Raw genomic sequence first — 21,886 nt, 5'->3', positions numbered from 1 at the left:
CTCAAGAAGCCGTCAATGCGCATGCCCGCCGAGATAGGCTTCGGCGATGCGGGGATCGTCGCGGAGCTGGGCGGCCGGTCCGGCCAGCACGATGCGCCCGTCCTCCATCACCGCCGCGTGGTCGGCGACCCGCAGGGCGGCGCGGGCGTTCTGCTCGACCAGCAGGATCGACACGCCCTCCGCCCGGATGCGCTGCACCAGATCGAAGATTTGGGCGACCACCATCGGGGCCAGCCCCAGCGACGGTTCGTCGAGCAGAAGCAGGGCGGGGCGGCGCATCAGGGCGCGGGCGATGCACAGCATCTGCTGCTCGCCGCCCGACAGCGACCCGGCGTTCTGGCGCAGGCGTTCGCGCAGGACCGGAAACATGTCGAGCATCCGGTCGAGTTCGCCGAGCCCGATGTCGCCACCGCCGAGCACCAGATTCTCCCGTACGCTCATGTTGGAGAAGATCTGGCGGCCCTCCGGCGCCTGCGACAGGCCGAGCTTGACGATGCGGTGGGCGGGCATGTTGGCGATGGGTTCGCCGCGAAAGGCGATGCTGCCCCGGCTGGCCCGGTAGACGCCGGAGATGGCCCGCATCAGCGTCGTCTTGCCGACACCGTTGGAGCCCAGAACGGCGACGATGGCGCCCTGCGCCACGGTCAGGTCGATGCCGTGCAGGATCTCCTGCGGCCCCATGGTGACGTGCAGGTTCTCGATCGCGAGGATCGGCGCGTCGGAGTGCGGCTGGCTCATGCGTCCACCCCCAGATAGGCTTCCAGGACCGCTTGGTCGCGGCGGATGGCGTCGGGCGGGCCGTCGGCGATCTTGCGGCCGGAGGCGAGCACCAGGATGCGCTGGCAGATGCTCATGACCAGGGTCATGTCGTGCTCCACCAGCATGATGGTCAGGCCGGTGCCGTGCAGCCGCTTGATGAAGTCGGCCAGCGCGCGCGTCTCGGTGTCGTTCAGGCCGGCGGCGGGCTCGTCGAGGATCAGGAAGCGCGGCTGCATCGCCAGCGCGCGGGCGATCTCCAGATACTTGCGCTGGCCGTAGGGCAGGTTGGCCGCCAGTTCACCCGCCACATGGGTCAGGCCGACGGCCTCCAGCGCTTCCCAGGTGCGCCGGCTGATCTCGGCGGAGCGGGCGCCGCCCCCGGCGAGGGAGCCGAACAGCGCGCCCAGCGCCCCCTGCGGCAGCGCGCCGACCGCGCCCACCGACACGTTGTCGAAGACCGACATGTTCGGGAAGACGCGCAGGTTCTGGAAGGTGCGGCTGATGCCCAGCCGGGCCACCTGGTTGGTCTTCAGCCCGCTGATGGTCCTGCCGTCGAAGGCGACGGTGCCCGACGACAGCGGCGTGAAGCCGGAGATCAGGTTAAACAGGGTGGTCTTGCCGGCGCCGTTGGGACCGATCAGCCCGACCAGCTCGCCCTCGTCCACATGGCCGGTCACGTCGTTCACCGCCAGCACGCCGCCGAAGCGGCGGCTGACGTTGCGGATGTCGAGAAGATGGGTCATCGCCAGCCGATCCCTTCGCCCTTCACGGTGTTGCGCCACGCCGCCCCCAGCTGGCGCCGCGCGAGCTGGAGCGCGGAGACCTCGCCCAGCAGGCCCTTCGGCAGCAGCAGGATCGACAGGAACATCACCAGACCGACCATGATGTTGCGGAAGTCGCCGAAGGCGCGCAGCCCCTCCGGCAGCAGGATCAGCAGAAGCGCGCCGATCACCGCGCCGGGCAGGCTGCCCAGGCCGCCCACCACCACCATCGCCAGGATCAGGATGGATTCGGAGAACTTGAAGTCGCCCGGCGAGATGTAGCCGGTCATGTGCGCCCACAGGCTGCCCGCCACCCCGGCGAAGAAGGCCGACAGGGTGAAGGCCTCCATCTTCAGGCGCGCCGTGCTGACGCCCATGGCGTCGGCGCACTGGTCGTCCTCGCGGATCGAGCGCAGGGCGTTGCCGTAATAGGAGTGGCTGAGCCGGCCGATCGCCAGGACGCACAGCGCCACCACCGTCGCCACCGTGTAGTAGGTGGCGAGCCGGCCCGACAGGCTGAAGCCGAACAGCTCCAGCCCCTTGGTGACGATGATGCCGTTGGGGCCCTTGGTGAACTCCACCCAGTTCAGCATGACCAGATAGAGCATCTGCCCGATGGCCAGCGTCGCCACGGCGAAATAGATGCTGACCAGCCGCATGGTCGGCAGCGCCACCAGGAAGGCGATCAGCGCCGCCACCAGACCAGACAGCGGCAGCGTCACCGTGAAGCCCAGCCCGAACTTAGTCGAGAGCAGGGCGGCGGTGTAGGCCCCCACCCCGTAGAAGGCCGCGTGCCCGAGATGAAGCAGCCCGGCCACCCCGGTGACCAGATGCATGGAGGCGGACAGCAGGATGAAGATCAGCGCCAGATTGGCGATCTGGTAGAAATAGCCGCGGTCGAAGCCGGCCAGCACGGCCGGCAGCCCGACAAAGACCAGCAGGGCGAGCAGGAGCGGAATCAGAGCGCCTTGCCCGCGCCGCGGCGCTGACAGGTCAGACACGTTCACGGCGCGCTCCAAACAGTCCGTTGGGGAAGAAGATCAGGGTCAGGATCAGGAAGCCGTAGGCCACCATGTCCGACCAGCCCGACGACACGAAGGTCGTCGCCATGCTCTCCGAGATGCCCAGGATCAGGGCGCAGATCACCGCACCGGGGATCGAGGACAGGCCGCCCATTACCATGGCGACGAAGGCCTTGATGCCGGGCACGAAGCCCATCGCGGGGAAGATCGCCCCGTAATAGAGCCCCGTCAGGATGCCGGCCGCCGCCCCCATCATCGAGCCGACGACGAAGGTCATGATGATGGTGCGGTCGGTGTCGATGCCGACATACTTGGCGCCCAGCGGGTTGTTCGACACCGCCCGGATCGACAGGCCGATGCGGGTGCGGGTCAGCAGATACTGGAGACCGATTAGCATCGCCGCGGCCACGCCGAAGATGATGAAGTCGCCGGTCACCAGGATCACTGGCCCGATGCGCACCGGCGTGTTGATGAGATACTCGAACGGGACGGAGCGCATCTGCGACCCGAACACGATCTCCAGCGCCTCGCGCACCACGATGGACACGGCGAGCGAGGAGAGCAGGGTGGATTCGCGCATCGCCCGCGACTTCAGCGACGCCTCGTCGGTGAAGCGGCGGAAGGGTTTGAAGGCGATCCGCTCCAGCGAGAATCCGGCCATGGCGCCGATCGCCAGGGCGATGAAGATCACCGCGAAGATCGGCGGGGCCGTCGCGGAAATCAGCACCAGCCCGGCGAAGGCGCCCAGCGTGTAGACCTCGCCATGGGCGAAGTTGACGACGTTCAGCACGCCGAAGATCAGCGTGAAGCCGATCGCCATCAGCGCGTAGGTCATCCCCAGCGACAGCCCGATCGCGAGCTGCTGGAGGTAGTATGGGTCGATCATGCGGACCGTTCGCTGGAGATCGTTAGGCTATCGGGTCGGAAGGGGGCGCGCCGGTCAGTCGGCGACCGGCACGAAGGCGCCGCCCTTGACCTCGACCTTCACCAGCTCCTTCTCGGCCTCGCGGTCGGCGCTGAAGCTGGTCTTGCCGGTCACGCCGGGGAAGTCCTTGGTTTCGGCCAGGGCGTCGCGCACCTTCTCGCGGGTCGGGTTTGGGTAGGCCTTCTCGACCGCGGCCAGCATGATGCGCACGGCGTCATAGGCCTGCGCCGGGAACTGGCCCGGAACCGCGCCGTTGGAGGCGGCCTTCCACTCCGTCACGAAATGCTGGATGTGCGGGGCCGGGTCGGTCGGCAGGAAGTTGGAGGTCAGGTGCACGCCCTCCGCGGCTTCGCCGGCCAGCTCGATCAGCTTCGGGCTGTAGGCGGCCGAGGTCGAATAGACCGGCGTCTTGATGCCGAGCTGCTGCACCTGACGCAGGAACTGCGCGCCGTCCTCGTAGAAGAAGCCGGTGTAGATGGCGTCCGGCTTCGCGCGCTCCAGCTTGCTGATCAGCGAACGGTAGTCCTTCAGGCCGCGGTTGAAGAACTCGGAGAAGACCACCGTGCCGCCGTTGGCCTTCACGCCGTCGGTGAAGCCGGAGACGACGGACTGGCCCCAGTCGGTCTGCTCGGCGATGACGGCGATGTTCTTGTAGCCCTTGGACAGCATCCACTTGGCGTTGTAGGGGCCTTCCTGCGCCTGGGTGGCGATGTTGCGGAACTGGTACTTGGAGATCTTCGTGTAGTCGGGATGCGAGGCCGTCTGCGAGAGCTGCGGCATCCCGGCGTCCTTGTAGACCTGCGCCGAGGCCATCGACACGCCCGAGGTGAAGTCGCCCAGCACGCCGACGATCGCCTTGTCGTCCACGAACTTGCGGGCGATGTTGGTGCCCTCCTTGGCGTCGGAGCGGCTGTCCTCGAAGACGATCTCCGCCTTGAAGGGCTTGCCGGACGCGTTGAACTCGGTCAGCGCGATCTCGGCGGCCTTGCGGAAGTCCTGGCCGTACTGGGCGGTCTCGCCGGTCAGCGGCAGCTGGTAGCCGATCTTCACGGTGTCGGCGGCCAAGGCGGTGCCAGCCAGCGCGGCTGTCATGAGGGCGGCGAGGGAGGCGGTCTTCAGGGCGGTCATCGCGTGTGAACCTTTCTTGTGAAGGCCGGCTTCGAGGCCGGTGTTGGGCAGCGTCGTACGATTGGGAGGCTTATTCGGCGGATCAGGCGGCCTTCGGGCCGGGCAGGACCTTCAGGCGGCAACAGCCTTCGTCGCCGGGCTTCCAGGTCTCGCCGCGGAAGACGAAGCCGGCCGCCTCGAACAGGCCGCCGTCGATGGCGCCGGCCATGTTGCAGAGCAGTTCCAGATCCTCGTCGGACTTGCCCTGGGCCTGCCACGCCTCCTTCAGGGGACAGCGGTGGAAATGGATTTCCAGCGCGTCGCCGTCGCAGCGCTTGATCTCCGGCGCGAACATGGAATCGCGGTTCGGGATGCCGTCGAGGAAGGCGTGGCACAGGCCGGCGAGGTCGTCGGGGCCGTGCGCCGCGTACTTCACACCCATCGCCTCGCCCAGGCGGCGGGTCGCCTCGCGCCCGATGTCCAGCGCCGTCTCGGTGCCGTAGCGCTCGCGCAGCACGTCGAACATGTGGGCGTAGGACGCGGCCCGCATGGCGTAGGCGTTGCGCAGCTGCGTGGCGTGGTCCGGGGCGGCGCCAGCGGCGGGTGCAAAGGCCGGCGGCTTGGTGTCTTTAGTCATCGTCAGATTTCCCGGATGTCGTTCCAGCGGTATTGCAGGAGTTTGAACGGCCCGATGCGTTGCAGCAGGTCGTTGAAGGGCAGGGGGCGCGGCTCGGTCAGCGGCAGCGCCAGCTCCGCCGGATCGCGGCCCAGCGCGGCGTAGGCCAGCTCCCGCCCCAGCGAGACGGACAGGGCGACGCCGCGCCCGTTGCAGCCCGCCCAGGTGAAGGCGTTGGGGCCGAGCTGATGGACCCGCGGGGTGTAGTCGGTGGTCATGGCGATCCGCCCGTTCCACACATGGTCGAAGCGCAGGCCGCGCAGGGTGGGGAACATGGAGGCCAGCCGGAGCCCGACGATGCGGCGCAGCCGGTCGGCCCCGTCGACGGGGACCAGCAGCGCGCCGCCGCTGACCAGCCGGTGGTCGGCGGTGTAGCGCATGAAGCGCAGGTCGCCGTGGGTGTCCGACATGGCCTGACGGCCGGGCAGGATGCTGCGCCGCTGCGCCTCGTCCAGCGGCTGGGTGGCCATCTGCCAGGACAGGACCGGCACGACCTCCGTGCGGATCTCCGGGAAGACGGCGGCAGTGTAGCCGTTGGTGCCCAGCACCAGGGCATGGGCGGTCACCGTGCCGGCCGGCGTCCGGGCGACCCAGCGGTCGCCGCGCCGCTCCACCGAAAGGACCGGAGAGTTGATGAAGACCGACGCGCCGGCCTCCACCGCCTTGCCGGCCAGCCCGCGGGCCAGGGCCAGCGGGTTGATGTGGCCGCCGCTGCGGTTCATCCAGCCGCCGTAATAGACGTCGGTGCCCAGCAGGGCCGAAATGCCGGCGCGGTCGAGAAGCTCCACCGGAGCGCCGCGACTGCCCCACTGCTTCGCCCGCCGTTCGGCGATGGCGATGCGGCCCGGCGAATGGACGGGCTGCACCCAGCCGGTCTGCTCGGCCGCGCAGTCGATGCCCAGACGGCGAATCAGGGCGAACAGGGTCTCGGCGCTGTCGCGGATCAGCGCGACGAAGCGCTCGCCCCGTTCCGGCCCGAATTTGGCGACGAGGTCCTCGGGGTCGGGGCGGGTCAGGGTCGGGATGACCTGCCCGTTGTTGCGCCCGGACGCGCCGCGCCCGATCTCCGACGCCTCCAAAACGATGGCGCGCTTGCCCGATTCGGCGGCGTGCAGGGCCGCCGACAGGCCGGTGAAGCCGCCGCCGATCACCAGCAGGTCGGCCGCCACCGCGTGTTCAAGCACCGGAAGGGCGGGCGGCGGCGGAGCCGTGGCTTCCCACAGGGAGTCGGGCCGCTGCCAGATGCCGCCGGTTCCAGGAACACCGGTCTTGTTCTCTATCGCCTTCACCGTGCCTTGTCCCACGTCTGTCGGGTGAAATCGGCCCGATCATGGGACAAATTGCATACTCGGGCAATTACCATGGACGGGGCGCGGTAATTTTCCTGTTTCATACACAAACCATAGGGAGATAGGAATGGTTTGTACAAGGCTGCCGGAATGATGGCGGTGGCCTGTAATCCCTCTCCCGCCCCGGGAGAGGGTGCCCGCGTAGCGGGCGGGTGAGGGTCACGCGAGTATCAGGGCGCTGAGTCTTGCTGGCACCCTCACCCTCCCGCCGCGCTGCGGCGGGCCCCTCCCTCTCCCGGGGCGGGAGAGGGGATAGCGGGTGCAATGACCATCACGCCGCCTGTGGCAGAACCGTTTCGGCCAGCCGCACCCAATAGCTGAGGCCGATGGGCAGAACCGCGTCGTTGAAGTCATAATGCGGGCTGTGCAGGTTCCGCCCGCCGTCCGACGGCCCGGCGCCGACCCAGACGTAGCAGCCCGGCCGCTGCTGCAGCATGAAGGCGAAGTCCTCAGCCCCCATGCTGGGCATCGGGTCCAGGTCCAGCCCCGATTCGCCGACGACTCCGGCGGCGGCCCGGCGGGCCAGCTCGGTCGCCCCGGCCTCGTTCACCGTGGAGGGGTAGCGGCGCTCGTAGCGCATCTCCGCCTCGACCCCGAAGCCGCTGGCGATGGCCTTGGCCAGCTCGCCCATGCGCCGCTCGACCATGTCCTGCACCTCCTTGCGGAAGGTGCGGGTGGTTCCACGCAGGACGGCGGTGGCCGGAAGGACATTCCACGTATCGCCCGCGTGGAACTGCGTGACGCTGACCACGGCGGAATCGACCGGATGCACGCTGCGGCTGGCGATGGTCTGCCAGGCGTTGACGATCTGCGTCCCGGCCAGGATCGTGTCGGTGCCCAGATGGGGCATGGCGGCGTGGGTGCCCTTGCCGGTCAGGGTCAGCTCGAAGATGTCGTAGGCGGCCATGATCGGGCCGGGGCGCAACGCGATCTTGCCGACCTCCAACCCCGGCCAGTTGTGCATGCCGTAGACCTGTTCGACGGGGAATTTCTCGAACAGCCCGTCCTCGACCATCACGCGCCCGCCGCCCTCGTTCTCCTCCGCAGGCTGGAAGACGAAGGCGATGGTGCCCTGGAAGTTCGGATGCGCCGACAGGTGGCGCGCCGCGCCCAGCAGCATCGCCGTGTGCCCGTCATGCCCGCAGGCGTGCATGCGCCCGGGATTGCGCGAGGCGTGGGGCAGGTTGGTCTGCTCGTGGATGTGCAGGGCGTCCATGTCGGCGCGGAAGGCGACCGCCGGCCCCTCGCCGTTGCGCAGCAGGCCGACCACGCCGGTCTTGGCGAGGCCGCGGTGAACCTCCAGCCCGAAGGAGGCCAGCTTCTCCGCCACGAAATCGCTGGTCCGCTCCTCCTCGAAGGCCGTTTCCGGGTGGGCGTGCAGGTCGCGCCGCCACGCGGTCATGTCGGCCGTCAGCGCCTCCGTCCCGTCGATCGTCCTCACCATGTCCCTGGTTCCCTGTGTTTCATGAGTGTGTGCGAATGATCTTGCCCAAAAAAGCACCCGTCGTGCAAAGCGCACGACGATGCGGTGCCGTCACATCACCCTTGCAGCGCGGACCTGTTCCGTGCAGGATGTGAGTGAACGTTCACTCATAACGAACGCCACGAACGGAAGCGCCATGTCCAAAGATGCCCGCAGCGACGCACGCAACAAGGTCCGGGACGCCGCCATCGCGCTGTTCGCCCAGAAGGGGGTGAAGGCCACCACCATCAAGGACATCGCCCGCGCCGCCGGGGTGTCGGAGGGGGCGCTGTACCGCCATTGGGCGAGCAAGGAGGAGCTTGCCGCCGCCCTGTTCGCAGCCGAATACACCGCCCTGTCGCATGACCTGCGCGCGGCGGCGGGAAGCGGTCCGGCGCCGCAGCGGCTGCGCCGCGTCGTCGCCTGGGCCTTCGGTCTGGTCGAGGCGGCGCCGGACCGCGCGCGCTTCCTCCTGCTGTCGCAGCACGACGCGCTGCCGCTGGTGCCCGCCCTGATGAATGACGGTTTGGAGACGCCGGTGGACGCGGTCTGCGCCATCGTCGGCGACGGCATCGCGGAGGGGAGCATCGTCGACGCCGACCGCGAGGCGCTGGCCCACACCGTGATCGGCGCCATCGTCCTCAACATCCAGTCGCACGTTTACGGACGGCAGACGGCCCCGCTCGGCACGCTGGCCGACACGGTCGCCGACGCGCTGCTGCGCGGCCTGTCCACCGGAAAGGAAACCTGAGCCATGGGCGAACTCGGCCTTCTCGCCACGCGGCGCTTCCTGCCGCTGTTCGTGACGCAGTTCCTCGGCGCCTTCGGCGACAATGTGCTGCGCGGCGCCATCGCGGTGCTGGCGGTCTATGGCATGGCGGGGACGGCGGGTGACGGCGCGCTGATCTCGACGCTCGCCGCGGCAGCCTTCACTGTGCCCTTCCTGCTGTTCTCGGCGACCGCCGGCCAGCTGGCCGACCGCTTCGACCGCACGCTGATCGCCCGCGCCGTGAAGGTGGCGGAGATCGGCCTGATGGCGATCGCCGCCTGGGGCATCATGCGCGCCGACCTCGGCGTGCTGATCGTCGCGCTGGTCGGCATGGGCGCCCATTCCACCGTCTTCGGACCGGTCAAGTACGGCCTGCTCCCCGACCTGCTGAAACCGGAGGAACTGACCGCCGGCAACGGGCTGGTGGAGGCGGGCACTTTCGTGGCGATCCTGCTCGGCACCATCGCCGGCGGCTCGCTCGCCCTGGCCCACCCGCTGGCGCTTCCGGGGCTGCTCGGGGCGACGGCGCTGGGCGGGCTGGCGGCGTCGCTGCTGATCCCGCGGGCGGGCAACGCCGACCGGACGGTGCGCGTCGGGCTGAACCCGGTGTCGGTCACCCTGCGCGTTCTGCGCGCCACCGCGCAGGACCGCGTGTCGATGCTGGCGATCTACGGCATCTCCGTCTTCTGGGGCGTCGGCGCGGTCGTCATGGCGCAGTTCCCGGCCATCGCGCGGGAGACGCTGGGCACCGACAGCGAGGGGGCGACCCTGCTTCTGGCGGTCTTCGCCGTGGGCGTGGCGGTCGGTTCCGTCTACGCCGGGCTGGGGCACCGGGTGCCCTCGCGCGCCGACGCGCGCCGCGCTGCCCTGGCGGGCCTCGTCGCGGCCGTGGCCGGTGCGGCGCTGCCCTTCCTGACGCCCGATGCGCCGTCGGCGGAGCCGCTGTCGGCGCTGGCCCTGCTGGCCCAGCCCTGGGCGATGCCGCTGCTGGCCGACCTGTTCCTGATCGCCGCAGCGGGCGGCGCCTTCGCCGTGCCGCTCTACGCGCTGATCCAGCACCGCGCGGCGGCCTCGGCCCGCGCCCGGGTGATCGCGGCGGCCAACGTGGTCAACGCGCTGTTCATGGTGGTCGGCTCGGGCATCGCGGCGGCCATGCTGGCGCTGGGCGTGACACCGCTGACCGTCGCCGCCTGGGGCGGGGCGAGCATGCTGGCCGCCGTCGTCCTGGCGCTCGCCATCGACGCGGTGGGACTGGGGCGGGCGCTGGCCCGCGCCTTTTTCCGGCTGGCCTTCCGGGTCGAGCTGCGCGGCGCCGAGCATCTGGAGCGGTTGGAGGGTGCGGCCGTCGTCACGCCGAACCACCAGTCCTTCCTCGACGGCGCGCTGCTCGCCGCCTTCCTGCCGGGGATGCGCTTCGCCGTGGACAGCTTCATCGCGCAGCAGGCCTGGGCCAAGCCCTTCCTGGCGCTGGCCGACCATGTGACCATCGACCCGACCAAGCCCATGGGCACGCGCCTGCTCGCCCGCAGCCTGGCCGAGGGCCACAAGATCTGCATCTTCCCGGAGGGGCGGATCACCGTCACCGGCTCGCTGATGAAGATCAACGGCGGTCCCGGCATGCTGGCCGACAAGGCGGGCTGCCCCATCGTTCCGGTCTGCATCGAGGGGGCGCAGCGCTCGATCCTGTCGCGGATGCACGGGCGGCTGCGGCTGGGCCTGTTCCCGCGGATCACCATCACGGTCATGCCGCCGGTCGCCACCCCGGACGTGACGGGTCTGGCCGGCAAGAAGCGGCGGGCAGCGCTGAAGTCCTGGCTGTCGCGCGTCATGACGGAAACCGTCTTCGCCGCCGGGCAGCGGCCCGACACGCTGGCGCTCGCCCTGCTGGAGGCCGGACGGAAGACCGGCTGGGGCAAGGCGGCGGTGCAGGACGGCGACTTCACGACCCTGTCCTACCGCGCCCTGACCGCGCGTTCCCTGGTGCTTGGCCGCATCCTGGCCCGCGGCACGGAGCCGGGCGAGGCGGTGGGCGTGCTGCTGCCGACCGCCTCGCCGACCGCGGCGGTGTTCTTCGGGTTGGCGGCCTATGGGCGGCCGGCGGCGATGCTGAACTTCACCGCCGGGGCGGAGGCCATCAAGGCCGCCTGCCGCGCCGCCGGGCTGCGCCGCATCGTCACGTCGGCCCGCTTCGTGGAGATGGGACGGCTCGGCCCGCTGGTCGAGGCGCTCGCCGCCGAGCACAGCATCGTCTATCTGGAGGACGTGAAGCGCGGGCTGGGCATCGGCGACAAGCTGCGGGCGCTGGCCGCGTCGGTGGCGCCGGAACGCTTCCTGCCGGAGCAAGGGGAGCCGGACGACGTGGCGGCGATCCTCTTCACCTCGGGGTCGGAGGGGCCGCCCAAGGGCGTGGCGCTGACCCACGACAATCTGCTCGCCAACATGGCGCAGGTGGCCTCCGTCGTCGACTTCACGCGGCAGGACGTGGTGTTCAACTGCCTGCCGGTCTTCCACTCCTTCGGGCTGCTCGGCGGGATGCTGCTGCCGATCCTGAACGGGGTGAAGACGGTGCTCTACCCCAACCCGCGCCATGTCCGGCTGATCCCGGAACTGGTCTACCAGACCAACGCCACGGTGCTGTTCGGCACGGACTTCTTCCTGAACGCCTGGGCGCGGGCGGCGGACCCCTACGACTTCCGCTCGCTGCGGCTGGTCTTCGCCGGGGCCGAGCGGTTGCAGGAGGAGACGCGCCGCACCTACACGGAACGGCTGCGCGTGCATCTGCTGGAGGGCTACGGCACCACCGAGACCTCCCCGGTGATCGCGGTCAACACGCCGGCGCGCTTCCGCCCCGGCACGGTCGGGCAGGCCCTGCCCGGCATCGAGACGGAGCTGCTGCCGGTCCCCGGCGTGCCGGTCGGTGGGCGGCTGCGGGTGCGCGGGCCGAACGTGATGAAGGGCTACATGCGCGCCGACAACCCCGGCGTGGTGGAACCGCCGGAGGACGGCTGGCACGACACCGGCGACATCGTGGACATCGACGCCGACGGCTTCATCCGCATCGTCGGGCGCGTCAAGCGCTTCGCCAAGGTGGCCGGCGAGATGGTCCCGCTGGGGCTGGTCGAGGAACTGGCGCTCCAGGCCGCGCCGGACGCCACCCATGCCGCGGTTGCCCTGCCGGACGCCCGGCGCGGCGAGCGGATCGTGCTGGTCACCGCCGGCACCGGTCCGACCCGCGACGCCCTGGCGGCGGCGGCCAAGGCCAAGGGCGCGCCGGAGATCGCCATTCCCCGCGACGTGCTGCGGGTGGAGACGATCCCCCTGCTCGGCACCGGCAAGACCGACTACCCCGCCGTCAGCCGGCTGGCCGCGGAAATGCTGGCGAGCGAAACGGCCTGACGTGTGGTGAGGTCAGGGGCGGCAGGCGACGTGCAGCCCCTTGCCCACCGGGAAGATGGTGGAGCCGAAGCCGGGCAGGGCGTCCACCGCCGCGATGTAGCCGGCGATCTCCTGCGGGTGCGACAGGGCGTTGTCGGCCAGCAGCAGGCAATCCGGCTCCAGCTTCGGCAGCAGCAGGCGAAGCTGCTCCGGGGCGCTCCAGCGGTCGGCGTCGAAGAACACGCAGTCGAAGGGGCCGTCCAGCCCCGCCACCGTCTCCGTCGCGTCGCCGACCAGCAGGTTGACGCGGCTGGCCAGCCCGGCGCGCTCCAGGTTGGTGGCGGCCTGCGCGCTCTTGCCCGGATCGCGCTCGATGCTGGTCAGTGGGTCCGTGGCGCCGACGGCCTGCAACGCCGCGGCGAGCCACAGGGTGCTGACGCCGTTGGATGTGCCGATCTCCAGCACCCGGCGGCGCCGCCCGCTGCGCACCAGGATGTGCAGAAGTTCCGCCGTCTCACGCTCCAGATTCAGCATCTTGCGGGCGCGGTCGCCCTCGCGCGCGTCGTTGTCGCGCCCATAGCTCTCAAGATCGCGGAGCACACGGTCGACGGAGTCATCCAGCAGCATGGTGTTGGTCCCGGTGGCGGAGATAGGGACAAGACCCTGCGCCGATTGTGGCCGTGGGGTCAAGAGAGTGCGGTCAATAGGCTGCGGTCAATGGAAAGCCCCCTCCCGCAAGGCGGCGGAAGGGGGCTTTGCGGTTGGAGCGGTCACGCCGCCTGGTTGAGCTGTTCGGCGCGTTGCGGGGCGATCTTCAGGCGGGTGGCGAGGTAGGTGAGATAGGCGCGTTCCGCCTCATGCTCGCGGTCCACCGCCATCAGCGAGGCCAGATAGACCTGCTCCGCCATGTCCGGATCGGTGACGGAGCGGACCAGCGAGTCGAGCGACTGCGGCTGGGACAGTTCCTGCTCCACGATCCGCCGTTCCTCCGGCCCGCCGCCGGCCTCGTCCAGGGCGGACATGACGCGCTGGCGCTCGGCCGGGGAAATCTCGCCGTCGGCGTTGGCGGCGGCGATCATGGCGCGGATCAGCAGCAGGGCGTGCTGGTCCTCCATGGCGAGTTCGGGAAAGGCGCCCTCATCGGCTCCCGACGGGGCGGCGTCGGGCGGGGGAGCGGTGCGCTGCTGGAAGACCTGGGACAGCCGTTCGCCCAGCGATCCGCCGCCGGAAGCACTGGCCCCGCCGAGGATGCCGCCCAGGATGCCCCCCGGCGTGCTGCCCGAACCGGACGACGGCGCCCCCCACGGACTGGTCCCCGGCTGCCCGGAGCGGGCCGGCGCCTGTCCGGAGGAGGGCTGTCCGGAGGACGGCCCCGACGGAGGCATATTTTGCTGCCGTTCCTGATAGGCGCGGTAGGCGAGATAGGCCAGCGCGCCCAGCCCGGCCATGGGGCCGACGCCCATGCCGCTGCGGGCGTGCATCGCCGGCCCGGCGCCCATCCCTGACCGGTTCAGGATCGCTCCCAGATCCTGCGGGCTCCTGCGGCTGTGCCCTCCCATACCGGTCGCCAGAAGGGTGCCGAGGATGTTCTGAAGATTCGCCATGACGCGCCTCTCTCCTTATCGGTGTCCGTGTCGATGCAGCTTCGCGCCTCATCAACAGACGAAAGGGATTGGCGTCACGGCACAGCTATCGGTGCCAATGATGGGCCTGACCAGCCGATCCCTCTTCTATGACGGCCTCTATGCCAGAGGTGGGGTGGCTTTCGAACAGGCTGTGCAGAACACTGACTTCCGCTATCGTGGCGCGCATCAGAGCGCAGCAAGCGCCAACGCCCGCCGGTCGGCGGGTGGCATTTGGAGGAGACGCCCATGACCTTCGACCGGCACGCGGAGCCGTCTCCGCTGGACCTGTCGCCGACACCGTTCGTTCCGCCGCCGGCGCCGGCCTGCGGGTCGCTGTGGAACGACTATCTCCACCGCCTGCTGGACACGGCCCACGGCTGCGTCGCCGCAAACGACGACGAGTCCGATCCGGAGCCCGCCTCCTGCTGCGCCGCCGGATGATGCCGTGAAACCGTGACCCTGAAACTGTGACCGGGAGCGGTCGGGTGCCCGTCAGCGGGCGCCCGCCGCCTCGATGATCACCGCCGCCACCGCGTCGGGCTGGGAGGCGTGCGGGATGTGGCTGGCCCCGATCTCCACCGTCCGCGCGCCGATGCGCTCGGCGGTCGCCCGCAGGAAGGCTGGGGGAAGCATCCGGTCCTCGCTGGCGACGATGTACCAGGACGGCTTGTGCTCCCACGCCGCGGCGGTCACCCGCGTGCGGAAACAGCCGGCATGGACCGGCCCCTGCGTCGCGGCCAGCAGCGCTGCCTCCGCCGCCGGCACATCCTGCGCGAAGTTTGCCGCCAAGCTCTCCGCCGACAGATGCAGATAGCCCGCACGGTCCATCGACACGCTGGACAGTCCGGGCGAGGGCGGGAAGGGCTTCAGCGTGTCGTTCGGCGACTGCCCGATCCCCGGCGCGAAAGCCGCCACATAGACCAGCGCCTTCACCTTGTCCTGATTCCCGATCTGGGTGATCACCGCCCCACCCCAGGAATGGCCGACCAGCACCACCGGTCCCTTGGCACGGTCGATGGCGCGCTGGACATGGGCGACGTCCTCGTCCAGCGAGGTCAGCGGATTCTGCACGGCGATCGCCTCCAGCCCCTGGGCCTGGAGCAGGGGGATCACGCGGCTCCAGGCGGAGCCGTCCGCGAAGGCGCCGTGGACGAGGATGACGGAAGTGGCGACCGGGTCCATGGACCGATTCCCGTGACAGTGACCGACCCTATCCTCTGAACACGCCCGCGCCCGCCTGTCCAGCGCGGAGCCTCCGCTTTTCCTCCCTGCGGAAAAGCCGCCCGGACTCTGGGGTCAAAGGATGTCTTGCTGCGGAGCGGGATGAAAATTTCGCAAAATCGCCCTTGAAGCTAAGATTGTTCTGGGATACGGTATACCAACAGTGAGGCGGGGCGATTGTCCGCCCCTTCTGCCAAGCCAGTCCGTCCGTATCGCCAGCCCGAGCCCTTGAGGTGAGCCATGGTCAAGACCCTTTCCGCCGTCCGTCCCGGAAGCCGCCCGAACGCCGTCCGCGGTGTCGAGGATGCCGCCCCCGCCGGCGTCGTGGTCGCCCTGCGCCCCGATCACCGCAATTCCGATCATCGGCAGCGGGCGACGGTGCTGGCGGCGACCACCGGCGGGCGCGGCCCGCGCATGGACATGCTGACGATCACCCACAGCCGCGGCGCGGCGGAGGATCGCGGGGCGGAACTCATCCACATCGACGGCCCCTATGCGGATGTTCTGGCCTACATCGCCGACTCGCCGGAGTGCGTGGTCTGCTTCGACACGCTGCACGGCGGCATGGCCCGCGCGCAATTGTCCGTGCCCTGACATTGTCCGTGTCCTGACCCGGCGTCTGGTCCTGCTGGAGAGCGAAACGATGAACGCTTGTATGATGAGTGATTGTGTGACGACGCCCTTCTCCGGGCAGGAACTGGCCTCCGCGATCATCGCGGCGGCGCTGTCGCTCCCATCGGCCAACGGCCGGCTGCATCTGCCCAACGGTGCCGTGCTGTGCGACCCGGCGGCGCTGGAGCGGGAGTTCGCGCTGGCCGCGCAGGGGCTGTCCCACTGGCTGGCTCAGAACGAGCCGCGCATCGCCGAGGCCGCGCGGGCCAGCCGGTTGAAGATCGGGGCCGGGGTCATCCGGGCCGCCGTGGCGACCCTGGAGCACGCCGGGCGCCGTTGCGGCGCATTGAGCGACCGTGGAGAGCGGACGCTGTCCATCGACTTCAGCGCGGTCTGCGACCGGGTTCAGGAGCGTCCGGGCCTGCTCGCCCAGACGGTGGCCGCCGTCGCCGCCGGCCACACCATCCACGCGGTCGCCGCCTGAGGAGGGCGACCGTTGGCGGTTGGGCGTTACAGAAGGGTGTGCTCGACCAGGATCTTGGTGCCGATGGCGAGCAGGCCGAGGCCGCCGATCAGCTCCGCCCGGCGCCCCAGCAGCGGGCCGGCGGCCCGGCCCAGCAGGACGCCGCCGAAGCCCATCAGGAAGGTGACGACGCCGATCAGGCTGGCGGTCACCGCGATGTTGACGTCCGCCATGGCGAGGCCCACCCCCACCGCGCTGGCATCGATGCTGGTCGCCACCGCCACGGTCAGCAGGGCCAGCCAGCCCGAGCGGGCGGCGGCGGCCTCGTCGTCCCCTTCCCCGGCGAGCGCGTTGCGGATCATCGATCCGCCGATCAGCAGCAGCAGGCCGAAGGCGATCCAATGGTCGATCGCCTGGACGAAGCCGGCGAAGGCCGAACCCACCGCCCAGCCGATGGAGGCCATCGAGAGCTGGCAGAGGCCAAAGGCGAAACCGACCCGCAACGCCTCGGACAGGCCGGGACGCTTCTGAACGGCGCCACGGCCCAGCGCCGCGGCGAAGCTGTCCATGGAAAGGCTGACGGCGAGGACGAGGGAGGTCACACCGAGCATGGCAACGAACTCCGGCCAAACGGACACGACAGCACGGCTACCCCCGGTTGGCCTTCGGGAGCGTCCGCACCATCGGTCTTGCCGAACCGGCCGGACTTTGTCCGGCTGCCGCGTGCGCCACGGGACCGCCTGAGGCAGGATGGTCCCGAGTCTGTTGGCGCACGCCCCTCTCGCAGGAGGGTGGCTACTCCCCAATGACGGGGCGGACCCTAACGCCGGAGAGTCTGGGTGTCAATCTATATGAACAGCTGTTCATATATGTTTGAATCGCTCTAAAAAGGATGCGCCGCGCCCCGCCGTAGGTAAGGCGTGGTGCGGCCCGGAACGATTTGTTAAGAGCCTCTGACGCTTTTATGCCGCTGCGGTTCGTTGGGGTACGAAACGCTCGGATTCACTGGGCATCATTGGGCGCGGGGGTTCGCCATGGGGTTGCTGACGGGGGTCGGCTCGCTGTCGCTTTCGGGCAAGACGGTGTCGCTGTGTGTCGGTGGATTGGTCGTGTTGACGAGCGCCACCTTTGCGGTCAATGAGACGTTGCTGAGCCGCTATGCGGAGCGCATGGCGGTCGAGCGGCAGGAAACCAACATGCGCGTCGCCTGGGACGTGCTGAACCAGTACGGGCGCGACATCAGCGTCCGCGACGGCGCGCTGTACGCCGGCGACCGGGCTCTGAACGGTTTCTTCGAGCCGGTGGACCGGGTGAAGGCGCTGGTCGGCGGCACCGCCACCCTGTTCATGGGCGACACGCGGGTGACCACCAACGTCCAGAAGCCGGACGGCGGGCGCGCCGTCGGCACCAAGCTGGCCAAGGGGCCGGTCTATGACGCCGTGCTGGTCCGGGGCGAGCCGTACCGCGGGCAGGCCGACATCCTGGGCGTTCCCTTCTACACCGCCTACGACCCGATCAAGGACCGCTCGGGCAAGGTGGTCGGCGTGCTCTATGTCGGCGTGCCGAGGGCGGAGTTCTTCGCCCCGATCCGCGACACCCAGACGATGATCGGGGGGCTGGGCGCCGTGGTGACGCTCCTGGTGGCCGGCGGCAGCCTGCTGCTGTCGCGGCGCATCTTCCGCCCTCTGTCCGCCATGCGCGGTGCCATGGAGCGGCTGGCGACGGGGAACCTGTCGGTCGAGATACCGGCGCTGGGCCGCAAGGACGAGATCGGCGGCATGGCCCGGGCGCTGAGCGTCTTCAAGGAGAACGCGCAGCGGGTCGCCCGGCTCGACGCCGCTCAGGCGGAGGAGCGCGCCCGCGCCGAGCGGGACCGCCGCGACGCGCTGGAGGCGGTTGCCCGCAACTTCGAAGGCACGATGCTGAGCGTCGTCGAGACGCTGAGCGCCACCACGGCCCAGCTCGAATCCAACGCCCAGCGCCTGCATGGCATCGCCGAGAGCAGCAGCGGGCAGGCCGTCGCGGTCAGCGGCGCCGCGGGCGAGGCCAGCGACGACGTGCGGACCGTGGCCGGCGCCACCGAAGAGCTGACGGCGTCCATTGTCGAGGTGTCCCGCCAGATCGACGAGTCCTCCCGCATGGTCCGCAAAGCGGTGGAGGAGGTGGAGCGCACCAACCACACGGTCGAGGGCCTTGCCGCCGCCGCCGGCAAGATCGGGGAGGTGGTGACGCTGATCCAGAGCATCGCCGCGCAGACCAACCTGCTGGCGCTGAACGCCACCATCGAGGCGGCGCGGGCGGGCGAGGCCGGCAAGGGCTTTGCCGTCGTCGCCAACGAGGTGAAGGGGCTCGCCAACCAGACCGCCAGGGCGACCGACGAGATCGCCCAGCAGGTCGCGGAGATCCAGGCGGTGACCGGCAGCGCGGTGACGGCCATCGGCGGCATCGGGCGCACGGTGGTCGCGGTGAACGATCTGGTCGGCCGCATCGCTGGGTCCGCCGACCGCCAGAACGCCACCACCGGTGAGATCGCCCGCAGCGTCCAGCGCGCCGCCGACCGCACGTCGGAGGTGACCCACAGCGTCCGCGACGTGTCGGCCTCCGCGCACGAGACCGGCACCATGGCGTCGGAAGTGCGCTCCGCCGCCGCCGATCTCGGCCGGCAGGCGCTGGCCCTGCGCGAGCAGGCCGGTGCGTTCCTGCGGCAGATCCGCTCGGCCTGAAGAAAGGGTTCCGCCCGTGTTCCGCAACCCGCGTTCGCTGCTGTTCGTGTTCTTCTTCGCGTCGCTGGCGGCCCTGCTGGTCTTCAGCGGCGACCCGCCGGACGGTGGGCGGACCGACGCGAACCGGGAGTTCCTGGCGGCCTGTGAGGCCAGCCCCTTCGCCGCGCAGAGCACCAGCTCCACCGAGGCGGCGGTGCGGGTGTGCTCCTGCATCCTGTCCTGGCACCGCAAGGAGGGCGAGGCCACCGGCCGGCCGCTTCCCGCCGCGCTCTATGGCGGGGAGGGGGGAGCCGGCGCCGCGGCGGTGGCGGTGGATGAGCGGGCGCGGGCCTCCTGCCTGTCCGGGCGCGTGACGCCCTGATCATCGCAGACCCGCTTTTTTGAGAATCGTCCGCAGGACGGGGCGGCCGGGGCTTTTCCTTCGGCCCTGCCGCACCCATCCTATGGCGCTATGAGCACGCACGACACCCGCAATCCCTGCACGAAGCTCTGCCGCTACGATGCGGCGGACCGCTGCATGGGCTGCTTCCGCACCCGCGCTGAGGTGAGGCACTGGAAACGCCTGTCGGACGAGACGAAGGCGGCGATCAACGCCCGCATCGCCGCGCGCGGCGGCACCGTCTCCAAGAGGGACGGCAAGCGGGCGAAGAAGCTCGACAAGAAAATCCACAAGCTGGAAGTGAAGCTTGCTACCCTGCGCGCCCGCCGGTCGGAGCTGGAGGGGTCGGTCGTCAAAGCGGCGGAGTGAACACCGCCTCACCCAATCCCGGCGTGCCGTTCCACATAGAGCAGCAGGGCAGGATAATAGTGCCTCTGTGACGCCGTCAGTTCCTGGCAGTAACGGCGGGCCATGCCGTTGGAAAGCCAAGCATCAAGCTCGCCGCTCTCGCGTTTCTGGGCGATGACGCGGTCGATCTTGTCCATGATCTTGTGGATCACGTCCGTTCCTTTTCGGGTGTTGATTTGCCGTGGGAGGGGCGGGCGCCGCAAAGGCGGCGCCGTCGATTGCCCGTTCAATATGAACCTCGGAGCGGCGGTGAGCTGCGCATTATGGGCATGCCTGCATACCGCATTGCACAAAAGTCCGTCCGGGCCATCGAGCCCACGCGCGGGTCTGCCCTTCGCAGGCGTTCGTTGACCGGCTTCCCGGCGCCGTCCCATTCTGCACGTCGAAGGAAGAAAAACCGGGAGGACGTGCGGTGGGGATGGCGGTGGACCGCCGCGCCGCCGCAGCCATCATCATGACCGCCATCGCCATGACCGAACGCCGCGCGGAGCTGGACGGCGCCGCCTCCGCCACGCTGGTTCTGCTCTGCCTGCTCTGGGGCCTGCAGCAGGTCGCCATCAAGGTTGCCATGACTGGATTCTCGCCGGTGCTCCAGGGCGGGTTGCGCTCGCTGGGCGCGCTGGCGCTGCTGTGGGCCTGGGCGGCGCTGCGCGGCATGCGCCTGTTCGAGCGGGACGGCACGCTGGGGCTGGGCCTGTTGGCCGGGCTGCTGTTCGCCGGGGAGTTCCTGCTGGTCTATGCCGGGCTGTCCTACACCACGGTGTCACGCAGCATCCTGTTCCTCTACACGGCCCCCTTCCTGGTGTCGGTCGGCGCGCATCTGCTGCTGCCGGGGGAGCGGATGCGCGGCGTCCAGGCGGCCGGGCTGGTCTGCGCCTTCGTCGGGGTGGCCGTCGCCTTCGCCGACGGGCTGCGCCTGCCGACGAACCACGAGATGATCGGCGACCTGATGGTGCTGGCGGCGGCGGTGCTGTGGGCGGCCACCACCCTGGTCATCAAGGGCAGCAAGCTGGTCCGCGCCAGTTCGACCAAGGTGCTGTTCTACCAGCTCGCCGTCTCCGGGGCGGTGATGCCGCTGGCCTCGCTTCTCATGGGCGAGGCGGGGGTGACGGCGCCCGGCCCGCTGGCCCTGGCCTGCCTCGCCTTCCAGATCGTGGTGGTTGCCTTCGCCTCCTACCTCGCCTGGTTCTGGCTGGTGGCCCGCTACCCGGCGGCCCGCCTGTCGGCCTTCACCTTCCTGACGCCGCTGTTCGGCGTGCTGTCCGGCGCCCTGCTGCTGGGCGAGCGGGTCAGCGTAAGCCTCGCCGCGGCGATGCTGCTGGTCTGCGCCGGCATCTGGCTGGTGAACCGCCGCGCGCCCGCCGCGGGCGCCTAGAAAGACAGGACACGGAAAGACGGGAACCGGCCCGGCCGCCATCGGTTGGCTCTGCTGTCCCAGCACAAGCAGCGGAGCCGGTTACATCATGGATTTGAACGGAAAAGTCGCCCTCATCACCGGGGCCGGGTCGGGCATCGGCAAGGCGTCCGCCACCCTGTTCGCCAGCGCCGGGGCGAGCGTCGGCGTGCTCAGCCGCACCGAGGACGAGATCCGCAAGACGGCGGAGGAGATCACCGCAGCGGGCGGCAAGGCCATCCCCCTCGTCGCCGACGTCGCCGACAGCGAGGCGGTGAAGCGGGCGGTGGACCGGCTGGTCCAGGAATATGGACGGCTGGACATCGTCTTCGCCAACGCCGGCATCAACGGCGTCTGGGCGCCGATCGACGAGCTGACTCCGGAGGAGTGGGACCGCACCATCAACATCAACCTGCGCGGCACCTACCTGACGCTGCACCACGCGGTGCCGTATCTGAAGAAGGCGGGCGGCGGGTCGGTGCTGGTGACCGCCTCGATCAACGGCACGCGGGTGTTCAGCAACGCCGGGGCCACCGCCTATTCCTGCACCAAGGCGGCGCAGGTCGCCATGGTCCAGATGCTGGCGCTGGAGCTGGCCAAGCACCGCATCCGCGTCAACGCCATCTGTCCGGGGATGATCGACACCAAGATTCAGGACAACACCCAGGCGCGCAACACCGCAGAGGCCGAGGAGGCCGCCGAATATCCCGACGGCGAGATACCGCTGACCCGCGGCAAGCCGGGCAGCAGCGCCGACGTGGCGGAGCTGGCGCTGTTCCTGGCGTCGGACCGCTCGAAGCACATCACCGGCACGCCCGTCTGGATCGACGGCGCCGAGTCGTTGCTGATCGGCTGAG

23 protein-coding genes and 1 riboswitch are annotated in these 21,886 nt (G+C 69.8%); of the genes, 10 read left to right on the top strand and 13 right to left on the bottom strand.

Annotation, left to right across the window (positions count from 1 at the left end; translation table 11 throughout):
- Positions 1–12 precede the first annotated feature (12 nt).
- The 8 genes from ACWPN7_RS31725 to ACWPN7_RS31690 all read right to left on the bottom strand — a co-directional run bounded on the left by ACWPN7_RS31725 (position 13) and on the right by ACWPN7_RS31690 (position 8,043).
- Positions 13–738, bottom strand: a complete 726-nt coding sequence (locus tag ACWPN7_RS31725) for an ABC transporter ATP-binding protein (protein ID WP_459197047.1) — start codon at positions 736–738, stop codon at positions 13–15.
- Positions 735–1,502, bottom strand: a complete 768-nt coding sequence (locus tag ACWPN7_RS31720; protein ID WP_059399535.1) for an ABC transporter ATP-binding protein — start codon at positions 1,500–1,502, stop codon at positions 735–737. The genes ACWPN7_RS31725 and ACWPN7_RS31720 overlap by 4 nt, the downstream gene beginning before the upstream one ends.
- Positions 1,499–2,527: a branched-chain amino acid ABC transporter permease gene (locus ACWPN7_RS31715; protein WP_199228224.1), complete on the bottom strand. Its 1,029-nt coding sequence runs from the start codon at positions 2,525–2,527 to the stop codon at positions 1,499–1,501. The genes ACWPN7_RS31720 and ACWPN7_RS31715 overlap by 4 nt, the downstream gene beginning before the upstream one ends.
- Entirely contained in the window at positions 2,514–3,428 is a 915-nt protein-coding gene (locus ACWPN7_RS31710; RefSeq protein ID WP_040136279.1) for a branched-chain amino acid ABC transporter permease, read from the bottom strand. The genes ACWPN7_RS31715 and ACWPN7_RS31710 overlap by 14 nt, the downstream gene beginning before the upstream one ends.
- Positions 3,429–3,482: 54 nt before the next feature.
- The gene (locus ACWPN7_RS31705) at positions 3,483–4,595 is read right to left on the bottom strand and encodes an ABC transporter substrate-binding protein (protein WP_119507275.1); all 1,113 of its coding nucleotides are present in this window, start codon (positions 4,593–4,595) and stop codon (positions 3,483–3,485) included.
- A gap of 82 nt (positions 4,596–4,677) precedes the next feature.
- Positions 4,678–5,211 (bottom strand): L-2-amino-thiazoline-4-carboxylic acid hydrolase, encoded by a 534-nt coding sequence (locus ACWPN7_RS31700; protein ID WP_459197048.1) that lies wholly within the window; start codon positions 5,209–5,211, stop codon positions 4,678–4,680.
- 2 nt (positions 5,212–5,213) lie between these two features.
- Complete coding sequence (locus tag ACWPN7_RS31695) at positions 5,214–6,539, bottom strand: NAD(P)/FAD-dependent oxidoreductase (protein WP_492273719.1); 1,326 nt, start codon at positions 6,537–6,539, stop codon at positions 5,214–5,216.
- A 331-nt stretch (positions 6,540–6,870) separates the two neighbouring features.
- Positions 6,871–8,043 carry a M20 aminoacylase family protein gene (locus tag ACWPN7_RS31690; protein WP_459197050.1) on the bottom strand — a complete coding sequence of 391 codons (1,173 nt, stop codon included), beginning with the start codon at positions 8,041–8,043 and terminating at the stop codon, positions 6,871–6,873.
- A 175-nt stretch (positions 8,044–8,218) separates the two neighbouring features.
- On the opposite strand from ACWPN7_RS31690, the gene ACWPN7_RS31685 reads away from it, so the two are divergent.
- Positions 8,219–8,812 (top strand): TetR/AcrR family transcriptional regulator, encoded by a 594-nt coding sequence (locus ACWPN7_RS31685; protein ID WP_459197051.1) that lies wholly within the window; start codon positions 8,219–8,221, stop codon positions 8,810–8,812.
- A 3-nt stretch (positions 8,813–8,815) separates the two neighbouring features.
- On the top strand, positions 8,816–12,226 hold the full coding sequence (locus ACWPN7_RS31680) for an acyl-[ACP]--phospholipid O-acyltransferase (protein ID WP_459197052.1): 3,411 nt from the start codon (positions 8,816–8,818) through the stop codon (positions 12,224–12,226).
- Positions 12,227–12,238: 12 nt separating this feature from the next.
- On the opposite strand, the gene ACWPN7_RS31675 is transcribed toward ACWPN7_RS31680, so the two are convergent.
- Positions 12,239–12,832, bottom strand: a complete 594-nt coding sequence (locus tag ACWPN7_RS31675; protein WP_040136291.1) for an O-methyltransferase — start codon at positions 12,830–12,832, stop codon at positions 12,239–12,241.
- Between the two features lie 143 nt (positions 12,833–12,975).
- Entirely contained in the window at positions 12,976–13,809 is an 834-nt protein-coding gene (locus tag ACWPN7_RS31670) for a tellurite resistance TerB family protein (RefSeq protein ID WP_040136293.1), read from the bottom strand.
- A 267-nt stretch (positions 13,810–14,076) separates the two neighbouring features.
- Between ACWPN7_RS31670 and ACWPN7_RS31665 the strand changes: the two genes are divergently transcribed.
- On the top strand, positions 14,077–14,271 hold the full coding sequence (locus tag ACWPN7_RS31665; RefSeq protein WP_040136296.1) for a hypothetical protein: 195 nt from the start codon (positions 14,077–14,079) through the stop codon (positions 14,269–14,271).
- Positions 14,272–14,322: 51 nt separating this feature from the next.
- On the opposite strand, the gene ACWPN7_RS31660 is transcribed toward ACWPN7_RS31665, so the two are convergent.
- Positions 14,323–15,012, bottom strand: a complete 690-nt coding sequence (locus tag ACWPN7_RS31660; RefSeq protein ID WP_040136298.1) for an alpha/beta fold hydrolase — start codon at positions 15,010–15,012, stop codon at positions 14,323–14,325.
- Between the two features lie 279 nt (positions 15,013–15,291).
- On the opposite strand from ACWPN7_RS31660, the gene ACWPN7_RS31655 reads away from it, so the two are divergent.
- Together ACWPN7_RS31655 and ACWPN7_RS31650 are read left to right on the top strand one after the other, a co-directional pair.
- Positions 15,292–15,645, top strand: a complete 354-nt coding sequence (locus ACWPN7_RS31655) for a hypothetical protein (RefSeq protein WP_014242482.1) — start codon at positions 15,292–15,294, stop codon at positions 15,643–15,645.
- 76 nt (positions 15,646–15,721) lie between these two features.
- Entirely contained in the window at positions 15,722–16,147 is a 426-nt protein-coding gene (locus ACWPN7_RS31650; RefSeq protein WP_040136301.1) for a hypothetical protein, read from the top strand.
- A gap of 26 nt (positions 16,148–16,173) precedes the next feature.
- Here the strand turns inward: ACWPN7_RS31650 and ACWPN7_RS31645 are convergent, their stop codons facing one another.
- Entirely contained in the window at positions 16,174–16,737 is a 564-nt protein-coding gene (locus ACWPN7_RS31645) for a manganese efflux pump MntP (RefSeq protein ID WP_040136303.1), read from the bottom strand.
- Positions 16,738–16,820: 83 nt separating this feature from the next.
- Positions 16,821–16,942: riboswitch (yybP-ykoY riboswitch) on the bottom strand.
- Between the two features lie 218 nt (positions 16,943–17,160).
- Between ACWPN7_RS31645 and ACWPN7_RS31640 the strand changes: the two genes are divergently transcribed.
- The 3 genes from ACWPN7_RS31640 (at position 17,161) to ACWPN7_RS31630 (ending at position 19,597) form a co-directional block, all read left to right on the top strand.
- Positions 17,161–18,849, top strand: a complete 1,689-nt coding sequence (locus ACWPN7_RS31640; protein ID WP_459197053.1) for a methyl-accepting chemotaxis protein — start codon at positions 17,161–17,163, stop codon at positions 18,847–18,849.
- Positions 18,850–18,865: 16 nt separating this feature from the next.
- Positions 18,866–19,210 carry a hypothetical protein gene (locus ACWPN7_RS31635; protein ID WP_200475344.1) on the top strand — a complete coding sequence of 115 codons (345 nt, stop codon included), beginning with the start codon at positions 18,866–18,868 and terminating at the stop codon, positions 19,208–19,210.
- 90 nt (positions 19,211–19,300) lie between these two features.
- On the top strand, positions 19,301–19,597 hold the full coding sequence (locus ACWPN7_RS31630; protein WP_459197054.1) for a DUF1289 domain-containing protein: 297 nt from the start codon (positions 19,301–19,303) through the stop codon (positions 19,595–19,597).
- Positions 19,598–19,605: 8 nt separating this feature from the next.
- On the opposite strand, the gene ACWPN7_RS31625 is transcribed toward ACWPN7_RS31630, so the two are convergent.
- Complete coding sequence (locus ACWPN7_RS31625; protein ID WP_040136312.1) at positions 19,606–19,788, bottom strand: hypothetical protein; 183 nt, start codon at positions 19,786–19,788, stop codon at positions 19,606–19,608.
- Between the two features lie 266 nt (positions 19,789–20,054).
- Here ACWPN7_RS31625 and ACWPN7_RS31620 point away from each other — a divergent pair, with 266 nt between their 5' ends.
- On the top strand, positions 20,055–21,011 hold the full coding sequence (locus ACWPN7_RS31620) for a DMT family transporter (RefSeq protein WP_459197055.1): 957 nt from the start codon (positions 20,055–20,057) through the stop codon (positions 21,009–21,011).
- Between the two features lie 88 nt (positions 21,012–21,099).
- On the top strand, positions 21,100–21,885 hold the full coding sequence (locus ACWPN7_RS31615) for an SDR family oxidoreductase (protein ID WP_014242490.1): 786 nt from the start codon (positions 21,100–21,102) through the stop codon (positions 21,883–21,885).
- Position 21,886 lies beyond the last annotated feature (1 nt).

It is taken from the genome of Azospirillum sp. UENF 312511, assembly GCF_058780635.1.
Note: the sequence above shows the minus strand (reverse complement) of the source record. Positions and strands in the feature narration are given on the sequence as shown.